The sequence below is a fragment of the Curtobacterium sp. 260 genome, assembly GCF_030803485.1.
Lineage (GTDB): Bacteria > Actinomycetota > Actinomycetes > Actinomycetales > Microbacteriaceae > Curtobacterium.
This window is the reverse complement of sequence record NZ_JAURUY010000005.1, coordinates 69,040-88,188: the sequence shown is the minus strand read 5'-3', so window position 1 is coordinate 88,188 and position 19,149 is coordinate 69,040. Positions and strand designations below refer to the sequence as shown.

Sequence of the window (19,149 nt, the reverse complement as noted above, 5' to 3'; positions counted from 1 at the left end):
CGATCCCGACCGACGCGGACATCCACACCCACATCCCCGTCCAGACCCAGACCGAGCAGGAGGCGAACCATGGCTGACCCGAAGGGCTTCCTCAAGGTGCAGGAGCGCGAGCTCCCGCCCCGCCGTCCCGTGCCCGTGCGCCTCATGGACTGGAAGGAGGTCTACGAGCAGCAGGAGTCCGGTGCCCTGAAGCGACAGGCCGGTCGCTGCATGGACTGCGGCGTCCCCTTCTGCCACCAGGGCTGCCCGCTCGGGAACCTCATCCCGGAGTGGAACGACCTGACCTGGCGCGGTGAGGGTCGACAGGCGATCGAGCGTCTGCACGCGACCAACAACTTCCCGGAGTTCACCGGGAAGCTCTGCCCGGCCCCGTGCGAGGCGTCCTGCGTGCTCGGCATCAACCAGCCGCCGGTCACGATCAAGCAGGTCGAGGTCTCGATCATCGACGAGGCGTACAAGAACGGCTGGGTCACCCCGCACCCGCCGGAGCGCCTGACCGGCAAGACCGTCGCGGTGGTCGGGTCCGGCCCCGCCGGTCTCGCTGCCGCCCAGCAGCTCACGCGCGCCGGGCACACGGTCGCCGTGTACGAGCGCGACGACCGCATCGGCGGCCTGCTGCGCTACGGCATCCCGGACTTCAAGATGGAGAAGCGCCAGATCGACGCGCGCCTCGCCCAGATGCAGGCCGAGGGCACCCGCTTCCGCGCCGGTGTGGAGATCGGCGTCGACATCACCTGGGACGACCTGAAGTCCCGCTACGACGCGGTCGTCGTCGCGACGGGCGCCACGGTGCCGCGCGACCTGCCGATCCCGGGGCGTGACCTCGAGGGCGTCCACTACGCGATGGACTACCTCGTCCAGCAGAACAAGGCGAACGCGGGGACCACCGTCGACAACCAGCTCACCGCCGAGGGCAAGCACGTCGTCGTCATCGGCGGTGGCGACACCGGCGCCGACTGCATCGGCACGGCCCACCGTCAGGGCGCCCTGAGCGTGACGAACCTGGCGATCGGCAAGCAGCCGCCGCTCGAACGTCCGTCCGAGCAGCCGTGGCCGATGTTCCCGACGGTGTTCGAGGTCACGAGCGCCCACGAGGAGGGCGGCGAGCGGCACTTCCTGGCGTCGACCGTCGAGTTCCTCGGCAACGCCGCCGGCGAGGTCCGCGCGCTCCGGGTCGCGGAGACCGAGTACCTCGACGGCCGGCGCGTGCCGAAGGCGGGCACCGAGCGCGAGATCCCCGCCGACCTGGTGCTCATCGCGATGGGCTTCACCGGTCCGGAGACCGACACGATCGAGCCGCAGCTCGGGCTCCCCGCCACGGTGTCGGGCGCGGTCGCCCGCCAGGCCGACTACTCGACGAACGAGCCGGGCGTGTTCGTGGCGGGCGACGCCGGCCGTGGCCAGTCGCTCATCGTCTGGGCCATCGCCGAGGGACGCGCGGCTGCGTCCAAGGTCGACGAGTACCTCGAGGGCTCGACGATCTTGCCGGCGCCCGTCAAGGCCACCGACCGCGCGCTCACGGTCTGACGCCGTGAACGCCCCCGGAACACCGGTCCACCGATGAGCAGCAGGCCACCGGCACTCGATAGGGTGCTGGTGGCCTGCTCTCGTTCCGCGCGGCCCCACAGCGCGGAAACCGGCACCACCCACCACACGAAGGAATCCATTGAGACGCGCAAAGATCGTTTCGACGCTCGGTCCGGCTACGTCGGACTACGAGACCGTCAAGGAGATCATCGAAGCGGGCGTCGACGTCGCCCGCCTCAACCTCAGCCACGGTGACTACAGCGTCCACGAGGCCAACTACGAGAACGTCCGTCGCGCCGCGGAGGACCTCGGCAAGCCGGTCGCGATCCTCGTCGACCTGCAGGGTCCGAAGATCCGTCTGGCGAAGTTCGCCGACGGTCCGCACGAGCTCGCGGTCGGTGACGTCTTCACGATCACGACCGAGGACGTCCCCGGCTCGAAGGAGATCTGCGGCACGACGTTCAAGGGCCTGCCGCAGGACGTCAAGCCCGGTGACCCGCTGCTCATCGACGACGGCCGTGTGCGCCTGCGCGTGCTCGACACCGACGGCGTGCGTGTCCGCACCGAGGTCGTCGTCGCCGGTACGGTCTCGAACAACAAGGGCATCAACCTGCCCGGCGTCGCCGTCAACGTCCCCGCGCTGAGCGAGAAGGACGAGGCGGACCTCCGCTGGGCGATCCGTCAGGGCGCCGACCTCATCGCGCTGTCGTTCGTCCGCAACGCCTCGGACGTCGTCCGCGCCCACGAGATCATGGACGAGGAGGGCAAGCGCCTCCCGATCATCGCCAAGGTCGAGAAGCCGCAGGCCGTCGACGCCCTCGAGGAGATCATCGACGCCTTCGACAGCATCATGGTCGCTCGTGGTGACCTCGGCGTGGAGCTCCCGCTCGAGGCCGTCCCGATCGTGCAGAAGCGCGCCGTCGAGCTGTCCCGCCGCATGGCGAAGCCGGTCATCGTCGCGACGCAGATGCTCGAGTCGATGATCTCGTCGCCGATCCCGACCCGTGCCGAGACCTCTGACGTCGCGAACGCCGTCCTCGACGGCGCGGATGCCGTCATGCTCTCGGGCGAGACCAGCGTCGGCGAGTACCCGGTGCAGACGGTCCGCACCATGGCCCGCATCGTCGAGTCGACCGAGGACCACGGCCTCGAGCGCATCGCGCCGCTCGGCACGAAGCCGCGCACGCTCGGTGGCGCGATCACGCTCGCCGCGGTCGAGATCGCGGAGTTCACCGAGGCGTCGTACCTCTGCGTCTTCACCGAGTCCGGCGACTCGGCCCGCCGCATGTCCCGACTGCGCCACGGCCTGCCGATCATCGCCTTCACCCCGAACGAGGCCACGCGTCGCCGCATGGCGCTCACCTGGGGCGTCCGCTCGTTCCTCGTGGAGCGCAAGACGCACACCGACGAGCTGTTCTCGCAGGTCGACGACGTGCTGCTCGCGAACGGCCTCGCCGCCCCCGGCGACCGGGTCATCGTGACGGCCGGCTCGCCCCCCGGACTCGAGGGTTCGACGAACGACCTGCGCGTGCACCGCGTCGGCGACGCGCACGCCGAGGCGGCTCCCGCCTACGTGCGGGACTGACCCCGGTCACCGCACCCGGTCACCTCGCCGACAGGGCGCGGACGGGAGGCACGGCGCGACACCGCGCACGGCCTCCGGTCCGCGCCCTGTCGCGTTGGTCCGCCCCTGCGTCGCGTCGAGTCGCCGGCGTGCCGACACGCCGGCGTCGCCGTGAGACGGACCGGAGCGAGCGAGACGCCGCCGGATCCGGCGCCGTCTCGTGGGGACGGCGGCGTCTCGCCCGGTCCGCGGCGGTCTCGACACGCAGGAACCGGCCACCCGCGGTGCGGCGCGACCGCGCGTCGGGCCGAGCGGGCAGGATCGGTGCTGTGAGCCTCCAGGACGACCGCCCCACCGCACCCACCGCAGCGGACGTCCGCCGCTGGCGCCGCTACCTGGCGGACGAGCGGGCGGAGGCCGCGGTCTACCGGAACCTGTCGACCCGCAGGACCGGTGAGGAACGCGAGATCCTCGCCGCACTCGCCGACGCCGAGGGCCGGCACGAGCAGCACTGGCTCGACCTGCTCGGTGACGACGTCGGGCGGCCGCTCCGCGGCAGCCTCCGCACCCGGGTCCTCGCCGCGCTCGCGAAGCGGTTCGGTTCCGTGTTCGTCCTGGCGCTCATGCAGCGTGCCGAGGACCGTTCGCCCTACGCCGACGACGACGACGCGACCGCGCGCATGGCGGCCGACGAGCGGATCCACGGCGAGGTCGTCCGCGGCCTCGCGAACCGCGGGCGCATGCGGTTGTCCGGCACCTTCCGCGCAGCGGTGTTCGGCGCCAACGACGGACTCGTCTCGAACCTCGCGCTGATCATCGGCATCAGTGCCTCGGGCGCCGATCGACACTTCGTGCTGCTCAGCGGCATCGCCGGGCTGCTCGCCGGCGCGCTGTCGATGGGGGCGGGGGAGTACGTCTCGGTGCGGTCCCAACGCGAGCTGCTCGACGCCTCCGCACCCCACCCCGAGGCCGGGCGCGCGGTGGCCGACCTCGACGTCGACGCGAACGAGCTCGCGTTGGTCTACCGGGCCCGGGGCATGGACGAGGCCGCGGCGCAGGAGCACGCGGCCGAGGTCCTCGGCGGTCGAACGGTCACGGCAGCCGCCGCGACCGACGACCACGAGGCGGTGGGGAGCGGCACGAGTGCGGCGGTGTCGAGCTTCTGCTTCTTCGCCTCGGGCGCGATCATCCCCGTGCTGCCGTACCTGTTCGGGCTCGAGGGCTGGCCGGCGATCGTGCTCGCGGCCGTGCTGGTCGGCATCGCGCTCCTCGGCACCGGCGCGGTCGTCGGCGTGCTCAGCGGCGCGTCGCCGCTGCGGCGGGCGCTGCGCCAGCTCGCGATCGGCTTCGGCGCCGCCGTCGTGACGTACGGCCTCGGCCTGCTGTTCGGGACGGGCAGCGCGTAGCCGTCACCCGGCCAGGCCTGCTGTTCGGGACCGGCAGCGCGGAGTCGGCACCCGGTCGGCGGTCACCGGTCGTCGGGGCTGGCGACCCTCACCGCCGGTCGGTGCGACCGGTGCCGACCGCCTCACGGCGGACCGCAGCGCGCGGCGGCAGCAGGAGGAGCGCGGCCGCGCCGACGCCGATCAGCGCGATGCCGGAGAACACCGTGAAGACCGACAGCGCGAGCGCCGGCGCGACGAGCACGACCACGCCGCCGATGCACGACAGCAGGCCGCTCACCACGGTCGGCGATCGCGAGGAACCGGGGTGGCCCACGACGGCACCGACGAGCGCGGCGACGCCCTCCACGAGGAACCCCACCCCGGCCAGCACCGCGTAGACGAGGAGCGGGACGGCGGGAGCGACGAGCGCGACGAGTCCCGCCACCCCGACGAGCCCGCCGACGGCACCCGCCGTCCACCGCCACACCGCGGACGTCCCGTGCCCGCGGACCGCGGCGACCACGCGCATCGTGCCGGCGACCACGAGGTAGACGCCGAAGACGAGGGCGACGAGCACGATCGACGGCGCGGGCCAGACAACGGCCACGATGCCGAGCACGATCGCGACGACGGCCGTGGCGACGACGAACGCACGGAAGGACCGCACGGCGCGAGAGTCCACGGGTGCCCCTTCCGCTCGGTCCGCGAGGACACCGACGGTACCCGGGGGCGGTCGCCGGTGTCCGGGGAGGCCGCGGGCGCTCTGGGGAGGTCACGGGCGCCCGGGGCGGTCGCCGGCGCCCGGGGTCGCCACCCGGCGCAACCGCTTGCAACCCCCGGCGTCGTACCGTCGCCGCAGGTGCTGGACCAGCGCCACCGACAGCGTCGTCGAAAGGTGTCCACCATGACCATCGCAGCATCGCCATCGACCTACGCCGCACCCGGCGAGGACGGGGCGCTCGTCTCCTACCGTTCCCGGTACGACCACTTCATCGGCGGCGAGTACGTCCCGCCCGCCGGCGGCCGGTACTTCGAGAACCCCACGCCGGTGACGGGCAGGGTCTTCACCGAGGTCGCCCGGGGCGACTCGACCGACGTCGACCGGGCAGTGGAGGCCGCCTGGAGGGCCTTCCCCGCCTGGTCGCGCACGAGCGTCGCCGAGCGCGCCGGCATCCTCAACCGGATTGCCGACCGGATGGAGGCGCACCTCGAGGAGCTCGCGGTCGCCGAGACCTGGGAGAACGGCAAGCCGATCCGCGAGACCCTCGGCGCGGACATCCCGCTCGCCGTCGACCACTTCCGCTACTTCGCCGGAGCGATCCGCGCGCAGGAGGGCTCGACGGGGGAGATCGACCACGACACCGTCGCCTACCACTTCCACGAACCGCTCGGCGTCGTCGGGCAGATCATCCCGTGGAACTTCCCGATCCTCATGGCGGTGTGGAAGCTCGCGCCCGCCCTCGCCGCCGGCAACTGCGTCGTGCTCAAGCCCGCGGAGCAGACGCCGGCATCGATCCACGTGCTGGTGGAACTGATCCGCGACCTCGTGCCCGCCGGGGTCCTCAACGTCGTGAACGGGTTCGGCATCGAGGTCGGCGCGCCGCTCGCCCAGCACCCGGACATCCGCAAGGTCGCCTTCACCGGGGAGACCACCACCGGCCGGCTCATCATGCAGTACGCCTCGCAGAACCTGATCCCGGTGACGCTCGAGCTCGGCGGGAAGAGCCCGAACGTGTTCTTCGCCGACGTCGCGCAGGAGCGGGACTCCTTCTACGACAAGGCCCTCGAGGGGTTCGCGTTCTTCAACCTCAACCAGGGCGAGGTCTGCACGTGCCCGTCCCGGGCGTTGGTGGCGCGCGAGATCTACGACGGGTTCGTCGCGGACGGGCTCGACCGGGTGCGCGCGGTCAAGCAGGGACACCCGCTGGACCCGGTGACGATGATCGGTGCGCAGGCGTCGAACGACCAGCTCGAGAAGATCCTGAGCTACATCGACATCGGGAAGCAGGAGGGGGCGAAGCTGCTGACGGGCGGCGAGCGGGCGGACCTCGGCGGTGACCTGTCCGGCGGCTACTACGTGCAGCCCACCGTCTTCGAGGGCGACAACGCCATGCGCATCTTCCAGGAGGAGATCTTCGGCCCCGTGCTCGCGCTCACCAGCTTCGACGGCTACGACGACGCCATCCGGATCGCCAACGACTCCCTCTACGGACTGGGTGCCGGGGTCTGGAGCCGCGAGGCGACGACGCTCTACCGCGCCGGGCGTGACATCCAGGCCGGTCGCGTGTGGTCGAACACCTACCACCAGTACCCGGCCGGAGCGGCCTTCGGCGGGTACAAGCAGTCCGGCATCGGGCGCGAGAACCACAAGATGATGCTCGAGCACTACCAGCAGACGAAGAACCTGCTCGTGTCGTACGCCGACGGTCCGATGGGCTTCTTCTGATGCCCGACCCGGACCGCCCGGCCGCGGCGCGCGTCGCGGTGACGCCGGCGGCGGGGGAGCTCCTGCGCTCCCTCGCCGCCCGGCACGGGCCGCTCATGTTCCACCAGTCCGGCGGCTGCTGCGATGGGTCGAGCCCGATGTGCTACCCGGTCGGGATGTTCCGGACGGGGCCGGCCGACGTGCTCCTCGGTGCGCTCGACGTCGACGGCACCGGACCCGTCGAGGTCTGGATGTCACGCGCGCAGTTCGAGTACTGGAAGTACACGCACCTGACGATCGACGTGGTCGACGGTCGGGGCGCGGGCTTCTCGCTCGAGGTGCCGGAGGGCAAGCGGTTCCTCACGCGGTCGCGCATGCTCACCGACGACGAGCTCGACGACCTCGGTCTGGTCCCCGCGGACCACCGGACGTAGGCTGACCCCGTCGACCGCGACGACGCGGCGGACGTCTCGTCACGAGGAGGCCCGATGCGCGCACCCGCGGGGCTGCGTCCGCTCGTCGCCGCGTCCTGGCGTCGTTGTGCCCGGGTCGACCCGGACGACCGGCCGTCGCTGGCGCTGGGGCCCGACGAGCTCGACGCGCTCCGCCGCCACGGGCCGCTCGGGACGGCACTGCCCGTGGTGCGGCGGCTGCTGCTCGACGACGTGCGGTCCGCGGGGTGCGTCGTCGCCGTCACCGACGCCGCCGGGCGTCTCGTCTGGGTCGACGGCGCGCGTCCCGCCCGCAGCGCAGCCGAGGACATGGGCTTCCTGCCGGGTGCGGACTGGGCGGAGGAGCGCGCGGGCACGAGCGCGCCCGGTACGGCCCTGCGGCTCGACCGGGCGGTGCAGATCCACGCGGACGAGCACTGGGCGACCGCCGTCAAGGCCTTCTCGTGCACGGCGGTGCCGCTCCACGACCCGACCGGCGCCGTCGTCGGGGCGCTCGACATCACCGGCGATGCGCGCGCGGTCGAACGCCACACCCTGCCGCTCCTCGTCGCCACGGCCGCGGTGGCCGAGGCGGAACTGGCACTCCGGGCGGTGCAGGGCCTCCGCACCCCCGGACCGACCGGGGACGTGCCCCGTGGACGCGGCCGCGGTGCGCCGTGTCCGGCCGTCGGACTGGCCCTCCTCGGCTCGGACACCGCGACACTGACCTCCGACGGGCGCACGGTCCGGCTGTCGGAACGGCACTCGGAGATCCTCGCGGTGCTCGCATCGACGCCCGGCGGCCTCGCGGCGGCGGACCTGGCGGTCGCCGTGTACGGCGACCGCGGTGCCGTCACCACGCTCCGTGCCGAGGTGGTGCGCCTGCGTCGCGTGCTCGCGGCGCACGCCCCCGGTGCGACGGTGACCTCGCGACCGTACCGACTCCAGGGGCTGCGGACGGACGTCGACTCCGTCCTGTCCGCGCTCGACCGCGGGGCGCGCCTCCAGGCCGTCGACCGGTACGTCGGCCCGGTCCTGCCCGGTTCCGTCTCGCCGGGCGTCGACGACCTGCGCGACCGGGTCAGGACGCGGTTCCGGGAGGCGCTCGTCGCCGACGGTGGCGTCGAGGCGCTCCAGGCGTGGGCGCGGACGGCGGACGGCGCCGCCGACGCGCAGGTGCTGCGCGCGCTGCTCGCGGTCCTGCCGCCGCGGTCGCCGCGTCGGTCGGCCCTGGTGGCTGCGATCGAGGCGCTCGACGGATCGTGACGGGCGACCCGGCCCGGCCGGGAGGCACGCCACGCGTCGACCGTCCGGCCGACGACGCGCGCCTCCCGCACCGGGTCGTCCCGCTCAGGACCCGGAGGTCGGTGCCGGGGTGGCAGAGCCGTCCGTGCCGCCGTCCCGGTCCGGCTGCGGCGGCTCCGGGGCGTCCGTGCCCTTCGGCGGCGTGGGTGCGTCGCTCTCCTCCGGCTTCGGCGCGTTCCCGTCCTCCGGCTTCGGCGCGTCGGAGCCCGTGGGCGGCTTCGGGGCGTCCGCGCCCTCCGGCGGGGCGGGGACGGCGCCGTCCTTCGGCTTCGGGGCGTCGCCGGCCGCGGGCGGAGCTGCCACGCAGCCCGGAGCCGGAGCGGCGCCCTCCGCGCCCTTCGCGCCGGGACCGGGGGCACCCTTCGTGCCCGGAGTGGGAGCACCGGAGGGTGCACCACTCGGTGCGCCGCTCGGCGCTCCCGTCGGTGCGCTCGTGGCACTCGGTGCGCCGGAGCCGTCCGCGACGGCAGCGGTGACGCCGAGCCCGCCGAGGAGCAGCGCCGCGGCGGCCGCGGAACCGATCCCCACGCGACGCAGGGTGCGCCGACGGCGGTCGGGCGCGGTGAGAGGCTGGTCGTGTCGTTCGTCCTGCATGGTGTGCCTTCCGTGTCGGTGTCGGCGGACCGGGGCGGTCCGGCGACGAGGACGACGGTCGAGCTCGAACCTGAAGCAGGACTGAAGCACAGGGTTCGTCCAGCGTCCTCCATGCTGCTTGCGGGCAGTGCCCACCTACCGTGTCCGCCGTGAACGCACCCGCACGTGTCCTGGTGGTCGAGGACGACGACTCCCTCCTCACCGCCGTGGCCGCGACCCTGCGCGCCGAGGGGTTCGTCGTGACCGAGGCCACCGACGGCCGGACGATCGCCGAGGACCTCGACCGCGCCGCTCCCGACCTCGTCCTGCTGGACTGGATGCTGCCCGGACCGAGCGGCATCCTGCTCGCGGCACGGATCCGGACGCGGTCGGACGCCGCCGTCGTGATGATGACCGCCCGCGACGAGCTCGACGACCGGCTGCGCGGCTTCGCCGAGGGGGCCGACGACTACGTGGTGAAGCCGTTCGCGATGGCCGAGCTCGTGGCACGCGTCACGGCCGTGCTCCGCCGCCGCGGTCGGGTCCCGTCGGTGATCGAGGTCGGCGACCTCGTGCTCGACCCGGAGGGCGCGACCGTGCGACGCGCCGGCGTGCTGCTCGACCTGACGGCCACGGAGTTCCGGCTGCTGCGGTTCCTCGCCGAGAGCCGTGGCCGGACCGTCTCCAAGGGGCAGATCACGACGCAGGTGTGGGGCTACGAGGACATCGCGCCGAACCTGGTCGAGGTCCACCTCAGCGCACTCCGCCGCAAGATGGAGGTGCACGGTCCCCGGCTCGTGCACACGGTCCGCGGGCTCGGGTACCGGCTCTCCGTCGACCGGGGCGCGGCGTGACCGCGGTCGACCGACGGCTGCGCACGTCCTCGCTGCGACTGCGGACCGTGGTCGCGGTGCTCGTGCTGCTCGCGGTGCTGCTGGCCGGGCTCGTCGTCGCGGTCGAGGCGGTGCTCGGCGCCCGACTGCGTGCTCAGGTCGAGGACCGACTGCGGGACCGGGCTGCCGCCGCTGCCGCACTCGTGGGGGTGCTCGACGCGGACGACCTCGCCGACCGCTTGTCGGCGCAGGGCCTCTCGGTGCGGATCGTGCAGCCCGACGGCGCCGCGGTCGAGGCCGGGCCGACACCCGACCAGCTGCGCTCCGGACCGCCCGACCCCGGGCAGCTCCCGGGTCCGGCGCCGCGCGACCGGTCGTCCTCCAGCGGCTCGACCGGGGCTGCCGACGCCGGTGCACCGGCGTCGTCGGGTGCGTCGGCGTCCTCCGGTGCATCGGCGTCCTCCGGTGCGACGGTGGTGTCGTCGCGTGCCAGTGAGGACGACGGCGTGCTCACACTCCGGTCCGTCCTCGACGACGGCACACGCATCACACTGACCGCCGGCACCCGCGACGTGCAGGAGACCCTGACGCAGCTCGGCTGGGTGATGGGCGGTGCGTCCGCGGTGTTCCTGGGTGTCGCCGTGGTCGGAGTGGTCCTGGTCGTGCGTCGCGCGCTGCGTCCGCTCGACGAGGTCACCGCGACGGCCCGTTCGATCGCCGACGGTGACCGTGGTCGGCGGTTGCGCCCTGCCAGGACGGACACCGAGATCGGCCGCGTCGCCGCCGCGTTCGACGAGATGCTCGACGCCGTCGAGGGTGCCGAGGCGCAGGCCGTGGCCGCTGAGGAACGGGTCCGGGGCTTCCTGTCGGACGCCGCACACGAGCTCCGCACGCCCGTCGCCGGCGTCCGCGCGGCGGCGGACACGCTGGTCCGGAGCGGTGGCGACGACCCGGCGACGACCGAGGTGCTCGCGGTGCACGTCGTCCGCCAGGCCGACCGCGCGGCGCGCCTCGTCGACGACATGCTCACGATGGCGCGACTCGACCGGGGGATCGCGCTCGACCGGCGGCCGACCGACCTCGTCCCGTGGCTGCGCGCCGAGGTCGACCGGCTCGAGCTCCGGCTGCCGGGGATCACCATGCACCCCGGACTCCCGACCGAGCCCGTCCCGGTCGAGGTCGACGCCGACCGACTCGCGCAGGTGCTCGGCAACCTCGTCGACAACGCGGCGCGGGCCACGGGCGGGACGGGGACGGTGCGGCTGACCCTCGGCACGGACGCCGACGAGGCGACGCTCGTGGTCGAGGACGACGGGCCCGGCATCCCCGTCGGCGACCGGGAGCGCGTGTTCGACCGGCTCGTCCGACTGGGGGAGTCGCGGGACGTCCGGTCGGGTGGTGCCGGACTCGGCCTGCCGATCGCCCGCGGCATCGCGGTCGCCCACGGTGGCACGCTCGTCCACGACGACGACGGGACGCTCGGCGGCGCGCGGTTCGTGCTCCGCCTGCCCCGCGCGACCCGCGCCGTCGACCCCGGGTCGGGCGCGGACCGGGGTGTCGCTCCGGCCCCGGTGTCTGCCACGATGGGGACGTGAGCGCTCATCAGGAGAACGGACGGATCGTCGCGGTGAGCCGCGACGCCGAGCACCGCTTCAGCAAGCCCGTCGTCGAGGAGATCACCCTCGTCGCGGGGTGGGGCGTCGACGGCGACGCGCACGCCGGGACGACCGTGCAGCACCGCTCCCGCGTCGCCAGGGACCCGTCACAGCCGAACCTGCGGCAGGTCCACCTGCTCCACGCCGAGGTGTTCGACGAGGTCGCCGCCTCCGGGCACACCGTCGTGCCGGGGGACATGGGGGAGAACGTCACGACCCGCGGCGTCGACCTGCTCGGACTGCCGACCGGGGCCCTGCTCCACCTCGGTGACGAGGCCTGTGTGCGCGTGACCGGGCTCCGGAACCCGTGCCAGCAGATCAACGACTTCGACCCGGGGCTGCTGCGCGCGGTCCTCGGCCGGGCGGAGGACGGCACCGTGGAGCGCAAGGGCGGCGTGATGGGCGTCGTCGTGACGGGGGGCATCGTCCGCGCGGGCGACGCCGTCCGGGTCGAGCTGCCCGAGGGAGCGCTGCAACCGCTCGCCCCGGTGTGAGGACCGGGGGCGGGGCCGGGCCCTGCTAGCCTGGAGCCCTCGCGAGTGTGGTGGAACGGTAGACACGGGGCACTCAAAATGCTCTGCCTCACGGCGTGCGGGTTCGAGTCCCGCCACTCGTACAAGGTCGCTCCCGGCGTGCGGGGCTGGGCGCACCGAGCGTCCCGCCACTCGTGCAAGGTCGCTCACGGCGTGCGGGGCTGGGCGCACCGAGCGTCCCGCCACTCGTACGAGGTCGCTCACGGCGTGCGGGGCTGGGCGCACCGAGCGTCCCGCCACTCGTATAGAAGTTCGTCGAACCGCGCATCCACAGCTGACGGAAGCCACGCGCTCCGTCTAGTAGGCTCTCGGTCGTGAGTGACACAGAAGCAACCCCCGCAGCACCGCGTCGCGTCGTCGTCGCCGAGGACGAGTCGCTCATCCGTCTCGACATCGTCGAGATCCTCCGCGACAACGGGTTCGACGTGGTCGGGGAAGCCGGCGACGGTGAGACCGCCGTCCAGCTCGCGACCGACCTGCGCCCGGACCTCGTCGTCATGGACGTCAAGATGCCCCAGCTCGACGGCATCTCCGCTGCCGAGAAGCTCTCCAAGAACCACATCGCTCCGGTGGTCCTCCTCACGGCGTTCAGCCAGAAGGACCTCGTCGAGCGCGCGACCGAAGCCGGTGCCCTGGCCTACGTCGTGAAGCCCTTCACCCCGAACGACCTGCTCCCCGCGATCGAGATCGCCCTCTCGCGGCACCAGCAGATCATCACGCTCGAGGCCGAGGTCGCCGACCTCGTCGAGCGGTTCGAGACCCGCAAGCTCGTCGACCGCGCCAAGGGCCTGCTCAACGAGAAGATGGGCCTCACCGAGCCCGAGGCGTTCCGCTGGATCCAGAAGGCGTCGATGGACCGTCGTCTGACGATGCACGACGTCGCGAAGGCGATCATCGAGCAGCTCAGCGCCAAGAAGTAACGAGCACCCGCTCGCTCACGCGGAGAGCGCCGCCGGACACCGTCCGGCGGCGCTCTCCGCGTTCCGGACCCCGCGGACGTCGGTGCACGGGTACCGGCCGACATCGCGCCGGTCGATCGTCACGTGCGACGTCGGACGATGCGCCTGCACCGGGTACGCGCGCATCGTGCGGCACCGCACCTGTCGAACGACGCGTTCCGTGTCGGAGACCGCGTGCAGCGGCGGGGCCGCGGCAGCGCGCCGGACGGGAGGCGCGGGTCGGCCCCGCCGCAGCGGCGCCACGTGGCAGGGTGGGGGCATGGACGACGTGGTGATCCGTGCCTCCCGGCCGGAGGACATGCCGACGGTGGCCGACCTGCGCTGGCGCTGGAGCGTGGACGAGGACGGGCGCGGGCCGACGGCGACCCCCGACGAGTACCGCGAGGCGATGTCGTCCTTCGCCGCCGAGCACGCCGACTCGCACCGGTGCGTGGTCGCGGAGCGCGACGGGGAGGTGCTGGGGATGGCGTGGCTCGCACTGAACGCCCGTCCGCCGGTGCCGCACCGCCCTCGGGGTCGCGTCGCTGCCGAACTGCAGAGCGTCTACGTGCACCCGGACCTCCGCGGAGCGGGCGTGGCGAAGGACCTCGTCGCGGCGCTGCTCGACGTGGCGGACGAGGCCGGCGCGGAGCGCGTGGTGGTGCACTCGAGCGTCGTCGGCGAGACGCTCTACCGTCGGCTCGGGTTCGGCGATGCCCGCCTGCTGCTGCAGCGACCGCCCGAGGACTGAACCGCTAGCGCCGCTCGCGGATCATGTTCGTGATCCGCACGGTGGAGCAGCGTCGGCCCTCGTCGTCGGTGAGCACGATCTCGTGGGTGGTGAGCGTGCCGCCGAGGTGGATCGCCGTGCAGGTCCCCGTGACCCGGCCGCTCGTCGCACTGCGGGAGTGCGACGCACTGAGCTCGATGCCGACCGCGTAGCGGCCGGGCCCGGCGTGCACGTTCGCGGCCATCGACCCGAGGCTCTCGGCGAGCACGACGTACGCTCCGCCGTGCAGCAGCCCGACCGGCTGGCGGTTGCCCTCGACGGGGATCGACCCGACGGCGCGCTCCGCGCTCAGCTCGGTGATCTCCATGCCCATCTTCGTGGCGAGTTCGCCCGTGCCGCGCTCGGACAGCCGTTCGTCGACGGCTCCGGAGGTGGTCGGTTCGTGGGTCACGTCGTCGGTCACGCTCGCGGACTCCCGTGTCGGATGGCGTCGGTAGGCTGTCCGGGTGTCGGACTCCGCAAAGCCTACCCTCATGGTCATCGACGGCCACTCGCTCGCCTTCCGGGCCTTCTACGCACTGCCGGTCGACAGCTTCGTGAACCGCGAGGGGCAGCACACGAACGCCATCCACGGCTTCATCTCGATGCTGCTCATGCTCCTGCAGCGCGAGAAGCCGACCCACCTGGCGGTCGCGTTCGACATCTCCCGCTTCTCCTTCCGCACCCGCGAGTACGAGGACTACAAGGGCACCCGCTCCGAGACCCCGCCCGAGTTCAAGGGCCAGATCCCGCTCCTGCAGCAGGCGCTCGAGGCGATGGGCATCACGACGGTGACGAAGGAGGACTACGAGGCCGACGACATCCTCGCCACCTTCGCGCGACAGGGTGCCGAGCAGGGGTACCAGGTGTACGTGGTCTCGGGTGACCGCGACTCGATCCAGCTCGTCAACGACGACGTCACGCTGCTGTACCCGTCGGTCCGCGGCGTCTCCGAGCTCACGCGCTACGACCGCGACAAGGTGTACGAGCGGTACGGCATCGAGCCGCACCAGTACCCGGACATCGCGGCGCTCGTGGGGGAGACCAGCGACAACCTGATCGGCATCGACAAGGTGGGTGAGAAGACCGCGGTCAAGTGGGTGACCGCGTACGGCTCCCTCGACGGTGTCCTCGAGCACGCCGACGAGATCAAGGGCGTCGTCGGGAACAACCTCCGCGAGCAGAAGGACCGGGCGATCCGGAACCGCAGGCTGAACCGGCTCGTGAACGACGTCGAGCTGCCCGTCGGACCGGCGGACGTCGCCCTCCGTCCGCTGGACGAGCAGGCCGTCCGCGACCTCTTCGCGAAGCTGCAGTTCCGCACGCTGCTCGACCGGGTGTTCAAGGTCGCCGGTACCGGTGAGCCGAGCGAGGCGAGCGATGCTCCCGGCTCGGTCGACAGCGGCGCGCCGACCCCGCCGAAGGTCACCACGGTCATCGACGAAGAGCTCGGGTACTGGCTCGAGCGCAAGGGTGCGAACGACGCCGAGAACGGGTTCGGCGTCGCGGTCGAGGTCATCGACGGCCGGCTCAGCGCGATCGGCATCGCGACCCACGACGACGCCGTCCTGGTGCCCGGCGGCAGCGGCGCGAAGGACTACGAGCAGCTCGCCGCGTGGTTCGCCTCCGACGCCCCGAAGCACTTCCACGACGCCAAGGCCGCCATCAAGGCGCTCGGCACGGTCGGCATCACGGTGCGGGGCATCGCCGGGGACGCCCGCATCACCGGGTGGCTCGCGCAGCCGGGCAAGCAGGGGCAGCCCCTCGCCGACCTCGTCCACCAGGAACTCGGCGAGGAGCTGCCGACCGCCGACCCGAACCAGCTCGTCCCCGAGACCGAACCGGTCAACGTCGGTGTGCACGCCTGGTACGTCCTGCGGGTCGACACCGCGCTGCGCTCCCGCGTCGACGAGTCCTCGCTGCGGGTGCTCGACACGATCGAGCTGCCGCTCGTCCCGGTGCTGGCGGGCATGGAGACCATCGGTGTCGGCATCGACCGCCCGGTCCTGACCGGGCTGTCGCACGACCTGGGGGAGCGCGCCGCCGAGCTCGCGCAGCAGGCCTTCGCCGAGATCGGCCACGAGGTGAACCTCGGCTCGCCGAAGCAGCTGCAGGAGGTCCTGTTCACCGAGCTCGCGATGCCGAAGACCCGCAAGACGAAGACCGGCTTCTCGACCGACGCGGCGAGCCTCGCCGACCTGCAGGAGCAGCACCCGCACCCGTTCCTCGGACTGCTGCTGCAGCACCGCGACGCCACGAAGCTCCGGCAGATCGTCGACACGCTCGACGCCGCGGTCGTCGACGGACGCATCCACACCCGCTACGAGCAGACCGGCACGAGCACCGGCCGGGTCTCGTCGACGGATCCCAACCTGCAGAACATCCCGGTCAAGACCGCCGTGGGTCGCCGCATCCGGTCGGCCTTCGCGGTCGCCGAGCCGTACACGACGCTCGTGACCGCCGACTACTCGCAGATCGAGATGCGCATCATGGCGCACCTGTCCGGCGACCCGGGGCTCATCCAGGCGTTCAACGAGGGCGAGGACCTGCACCGCTTCGTCGGTGCCCGGGTGTTCTCGGTCGAGCCGGCGGACGTCACGCCCGAGATGCGCACGAAGGTGAAGGCGATGTCGTACGGCCTGGCCTACGGGCTCAGTCCCTTCGGCCTGTCGAAGCAGCTCCGCATCGAGCAGTCCGAGGCGCGCACGCTCATGAACGAGTACTTCGCCCGCTTCGGTGCGGTGCGCGACTACCTCCGGGGCGTCGTCGAGCAGGCCCGTGAGGACGGCTACACCGAGACGATCTTCGGTCGCCGGCGTCCGTTCCCGGACCTGAAGAGCCCGAACCGCGTCCTCCGCGAGAACGCCGAGCGCGCGGCGCTGAACGCGCCCATCCAGGGGTCGGCCGCCGACATCATGAAGATCGCGATGCTCGGTGTCGACGAGGACCTCCGCGAGGGATCGCTCGAGTCGCACCTGCTGCTCCAGGTGCACGACGAGCTCATCCTCGAGGTCGCTCCCGGCGAGCAGGAACGCGTCGAGGAGATCCTGCGCACCCGGATGGGCGCGGCTGCCGAGCTGAGCGTCCCGCTCGACGTGTCGGTCGGCGTCGGCCCGAACTGGGAGTCCGCGGCGCACTGACGCCGGTCGGTCGCGACGCGGCCACGTCACGGACGGGAGGCGCGGTGCCAGCTGGCACCGTGCCTCCCGTCCGTTCGTGGTGCCGTGCAGCCAGCGTGGTGAGCGTTCCTGCCCATCACACGTGACCTGGGATGCCGAACCGCGCGTCGGAGGCCGGAAGGAACGGCGTCCCACGCGCGGATCGACCTCCCGTGCGCGGATCGGCACCCGGCGCGCGCCGAGCCGCTCGGTAGGGTCGGGGCATGAGCGAAGACCGACCCGTCCGCCAGCCGTCCGCCGTCGACCGCGTCGCCGAGGACTGGGTGTCCACCCTCGTCGACCTCGACCCGACCGTCGCCACGTACATCGGGGTCGCCGGGCGCACCGACGGCTACGGCGACACCTCGCCCGCCGGCGCCGACGCCCTCGCCGACGCCGCACGTTCCGCGCGCCGCGCCCTCGACGCCGCCGAGTCGACGGACGACGTCGACCGGGTGACGAAGACCGACCTCGGAGCGGAGCTCGACCTGGTCGTGGAGTCGCACGAGCGGAAGCTGCACCTGCGGGACCTCAACGTGATCGCGAGCCCCGCGCAGGAGCTCCGCGACGTCCTCGACCTGATGCCGACCGCGACCACCGACGACTGGCAGGACGTCGCGGGGCGCCTGCACGCGCTGCCGGACGCCCTGGAGGGCTACCGCGAGACCCTGCTGCAGGGCACGCGCGAGCAGGTCACGCCCGCCGCGCGCCAGGTCGCACTCATCGCCGAGCAGGCCGCGCGCAACGGTGCCGAGGACGGGTTCTTCCGCCAGCTCGTCGACGGCGCCGCGCTCGAGGGCGGCGCACCGCTGCCCGAGTCGCTCCGCGGCGAGCTGGTGCGCGGCGCCGAGGTCGCGGCGGCCGCGTACCGGTCGTTCGGCGGCTTCCTCGAGCACGAGCTGCTGCCCCTGGCGACCCCGGTCGACGCGGTCGGTCGCGAGGACTACGAGCTGCACTCCCGACGCTTCCTGGGTGCCGTCGTCGACCTCGACGAGACGTACGAGTGGGGCATCGAGGAGCTCGCCCGGATGCGCGACGAGCAGGAGCGCATCGCGGACCGCATCGAGTCCGGCGCCTCGGTGGCGCGCGCGATCGAGGTCCTCGACGCCGACCCCGCCCGCATCCTGCACGGCACCGACGCCCTGCAGCGGTGGATGCAGGAGACCAGTGACGCGTCGATCCGCGCGATGGACGGGGAGTACTTCGACATCGCCGACCCGATCAAGCGCCTGGAGTGCCGGATCGCCCCGACGCAGGAGGGCGGGATCTACTACACCGGCCCCTCCGACGACTTCTCGCGGGCCGGTCGCATGTGGTGGTCGGTGCCGCAGGGCGTGACCGAGTTCGGCACGTGGCGCGAGAAGACCACGGTCTACCACGAGGGCGTCCCGGGCCACCACCTGCAGATCAGCCAGGCGGTCTACAACCGCGGGGAGCTCAACACGTGGCGCCGGCAGCTGGCGGGTCCGTCCGGGCACGTCGAGGGCTGGGCGCTCTACGCCGAGCGGCTCATGGAGCAGCTCGGGTTCCTCGACGACGACGGCGACCGCCTCGGCATGCTCGACGGCCAGCGGATGCGGGCGGCCCGGGTGGTGCTCGACATCGGTGTGCACCTGCAGAAGACCAACCCCGACGGCGGTGGCTGGACGTGGGAGTACGCGCTCGACTTCATGGGTCGGAACGTCAACATGGCGCCGGAGTTCGTGCAGTTCGAGGTCGCTCGGTACTTCGGGTGGCCGGGGCAGGCGCCGTCCTACAAGGTCGGGCAGCGCGTCTGGGAGTCGATCCGCGACGAGCTCGCCGCACGCGAGGGCGCCGCGTTCGACCTGAAGGCGTTCCACCACCGGGCGCTCGCGCTCGGCGGCGTCGGCCTGGACACGCTCCGGACCGCGCTGCTCGACTGACGGAGCGACGGGTCGACGGACGGGAGGCGCGTGGCGGGGTCGCCACGTGCCTCCCGTCCGTCCTCCGGTCACCGCGGACACGCGACACGCGACACGCCCGGTTGTGGGGCCCGCGGCCCTGCGGCTAGACTCAATCGGCGCAATCCGCG

General features: G+C 72.8%; 16 protein-coding genes and 1 tRNA gene. 14 read left to right on the top strand and 3 right to left on the bottom strand.

Going from position 1 to position 19,149, the window contains the following annotated elements; translation table 11 throughout:
• The first annotated feature begins 69 nt into the window (after positions 1 to 69).
• The 3 genes from J2X59_RS08200 to J2X59_RS08190 all read left to right on the top strand — a co-directional run bounded on the left by J2X59_RS08200 (position 70) and on the right by J2X59_RS08190 (position 4,497).
• Complete coding sequence (locus J2X59_RS08200; RefSeq protein WP_066654496.1) at positions 70 to 1,527, top strand: glutamate synthase subunit beta; 1,458 nt, start codon at positions 70 to 72, stop codon at positions 1,525 to 1,527.
• 139 nt (positions 1,528 to 1,666) lie between these two features.
• Positions 1,667 to 3,112: a pyruvate kinase gene (gene pyk / locus J2X59_RS08195; RefSeq protein ID WP_066654495.1), complete on the top strand. Its 1,446-nt coding sequence runs from the start codon at positions 1,667 to 1,669 to the stop codon at positions 3,110 to 3,112.
• Positions 3,113 to 3,420: 308 nt separating this feature from the next.
• Positions 3,421 to 4,497, top strand: a complete 1,077-nt coding sequence (locus J2X59_RS08190) for a VIT1/CCC1 transporter family protein (RefSeq protein WP_251155024.1) — start codon at positions 3,421 to 3,423, stop codon at positions 4,495 to 4,497.
• A gap of 88 nt (positions 4,498 to 4,585) precedes the next feature.
• Here the strand turns inward: J2X59_RS08190 and J2X59_RS08185 are convergent, their stop codons facing one another.
• Complete coding sequence (locus J2X59_RS08185; protein ID WP_326496323.1) at positions 4,586 to 5,158, bottom strand: HdeD family acid-resistance protein; 573 nt, start codon at positions 5,156 to 5,158, stop codon at positions 4,586 to 4,588.
• Between the two features lie 222 nt (positions 5,159 to 5,380).
• Here J2X59_RS08185 and exaC point away from each other — a divergent pair, with 222 nt between their 5' ends.
• From exaC to J2X59_RS08170, 3 genes are read left to right on the top strand one after another with little or no spacing between them, the layout of a single operon-like run.
• Entirely contained in the window at positions 5,381 to 6,922 is a 1,542-nt protein-coding gene (exaC, locus tag J2X59_RS08180; RefSeq protein WP_326496322.1) for an acetaldehyde dehydrogenase ExaC, read from the top strand.
• Positions 6,922 to 7,335, top strand: coding sequence for a DUF779 domain-containing protein (locus J2X59_RS08175; RefSeq protein ID WP_066654485.1), 414 nt, complete (start codon positions 6,922 to 6,924; stop codon positions 7,333 to 7,335). Before exaC ends, J2X59_RS08175 begins: the two co-directional genes overlap by 1 nt.
• A 54-nt stretch (positions 7,336 to 7,389) precedes the next feature.
• Positions 7,390 to 8,598 carry a GAF domain-containing protein gene (locus tag J2X59_RS08170; protein ID WP_251159772.1) on the top strand — a complete coding sequence of 403 codons (1,209 nt, stop codon included), beginning with the start codon at positions 7,390 to 7,392 and terminating at the stop codon, positions 8,596 to 8,598.
• 84 nt (positions 8,599 to 8,682) lie between these two features.
• Here the strand turns inward: J2X59_RS08170 and J2X59_RS08165 are convergent, their stop codons facing one another.
• Positions 8,683 to 9,165 carry a hypothetical protein gene (locus J2X59_RS08165; protein WP_326496321.1) on the bottom strand — a complete coding sequence of 161 codons (483 nt, stop codon included), beginning with the start codon at positions 9,163 to 9,165 and terminating at the stop codon, positions 8,683 to 8,685.
• A 215-nt stretch (positions 9,166 to 9,380) separates the two neighbouring features.
• Between J2X59_RS08165 and J2X59_RS08160 the strand changes: the two genes are divergently transcribed.
• The 6 genes from J2X59_RS08160 to J2X59_RS08135 all read left to right on the top strand — a co-directional run bounded on the left by J2X59_RS08160 (position 9,381) and on the right by J2X59_RS08135 (position 13,920).
• Positions 9,381 to 10,064 (top strand): response regulator transcription factor, encoded by a 684-nt coding sequence (locus J2X59_RS08160; protein ID WP_326496320.1) that lies wholly within the window; start codon positions 9,381 to 9,383, stop codon positions 10,062 to 10,064.
• On the top strand, positions 10,061 to 11,638 hold the full coding sequence (locus J2X59_RS08155) for a HAMP domain-containing sensor histidine kinase (protein WP_326496319.1): 1,578 nt from the start codon (positions 10,061 to 10,063) through the stop codon (positions 11,636 to 11,638). Before J2X59_RS08160 ends, J2X59_RS08155 begins: the two co-directional genes overlap by 4 nt.
• Complete coding sequence (locus J2X59_RS08150) at positions 11,635 to 12,192, top strand: MOSC domain-containing protein (RefSeq protein WP_326496318.1); 558 nt, start codon at positions 11,635 to 11,637, stop codon at positions 12,190 to 12,192. The genes J2X59_RS08155 and J2X59_RS08150 overlap by 4 nt, the downstream gene beginning before the upstream one ends.
• Positions 12,193 to 12,233: 41 nt before the next feature.
• Positions 12,234 to 12,314: transfer RNA gene (locus J2X59_RS08145), tRNA-Leu, on the top strand.
• A 231-nt stretch (positions 12,315 to 12,545) separates the two neighbouring features.
• Complete coding sequence (locus J2X59_RS08140; protein ID WP_022903868.1) at positions 12,546 to 13,151, top strand: ANTAR domain-containing response regulator; 606 nt, start codon at positions 12,546 to 12,548, stop codon at positions 13,149 to 13,151.
• A gap of 298 nt (positions 13,152 to 13,449) precedes the next feature.
• Positions 13,450 to 13,920: a GNAT family N-acetyltransferase gene (locus J2X59_RS08135; RefSeq protein ID WP_326496317.1), complete on the top strand. Its 471-nt coding sequence runs from the start codon at positions 13,450 to 13,452 to the stop codon at positions 13,918 to 13,920.
• Positions 13,921 to 13,924: 4 nt separating this feature from the next.
• Here the strand turns inward: J2X59_RS08135 and J2X59_RS08130 are convergent, their stop codons facing one another.
• A complete protein-coding gene (locus J2X59_RS08130; RefSeq protein ID WP_326496417.1) occupies positions 13,925 to 14,272 on the bottom strand; it encodes a PaaI family thioesterase in 348 nt (115 codons plus the stop codon).
• Positions 14,273 to 14,405: 133 nt separating this feature from the next.
• On the opposite strand from J2X59_RS08130, the gene polA reads away from it, so the two are divergent.
• Positions 14,406 to 17,078: a DNA polymerase I gene (polA, locus tag J2X59_RS08125; protein WP_326496316.1), complete on the top strand. Its 2,673-nt coding sequence runs from the start codon at positions 14,406 to 14,408 to the stop codon at positions 17,076 to 17,078.
• Between the two features lie 242 nt (positions 17,079 to 17,320).
• Positions 17,321 to 19,000 carry a DUF885 domain-containing protein gene (locus J2X59_RS08120; RefSeq protein ID WP_326496315.1) on the top strand — a complete coding sequence of 560 codons (1,680 nt, stop codon included), beginning with the start codon at positions 17,321 to 17,323 and terminating at the stop codon, positions 18,998 to 19,000.
• The last annotated feature ends 149 nt before the right edge of the window (positions 19,001 to 19,149 follow it).

Coding starts and splice junctions, on each gene's coding strand:
- J2X59_RS08200 (WP_066654496.1), top strand. CDS start 70: ATGGCTGACCCGAAGGGCTTCCTCAAGGTGCAGGAGCGCGAGCTCCCG.
- exaC (WP_326496322.1), top strand. CDS start 5,381: ATGACCATCGCAGCATCGCCATCGACCTACGCCGCACCCGGCGAGGAC.
- J2X59_RS08175 (WP_066654485.1), top strand. CDS start 6,922: ATGCCCGACCCGGACCGCCCGGCCGCGGCGCGCGTCGCGGTGACGCCG.
- J2X59_RS08170 (WP_251159772.1), top strand. CDS start 7,390: ATGCGCGCACCCGCGGGGCTGCGTCCGCTCGTCGCCGCGTCCTGGCGT.
- J2X59_RS08135 (WP_326496317.1), top strand. CDS start 13,450: ATGGACGACGTGGTGATCCGTGCCTCCCGGCCGGAGGACATGCCGACG.
- J2X59_RS08130 (WP_326496417.1), bottom strand. CDS start 14,272: ATGGGCATGGAGATCACCGAGCTGAGCGCGGAGCGCGCCGTCGGGTCG.
- J2X59_RS08120 (WP_326496315.1), top strand. CDS start 17,321: ATGAGCGAAGACCGACCCGTCCGCCAGCCGTCCGCCGTCGACCGCGTC.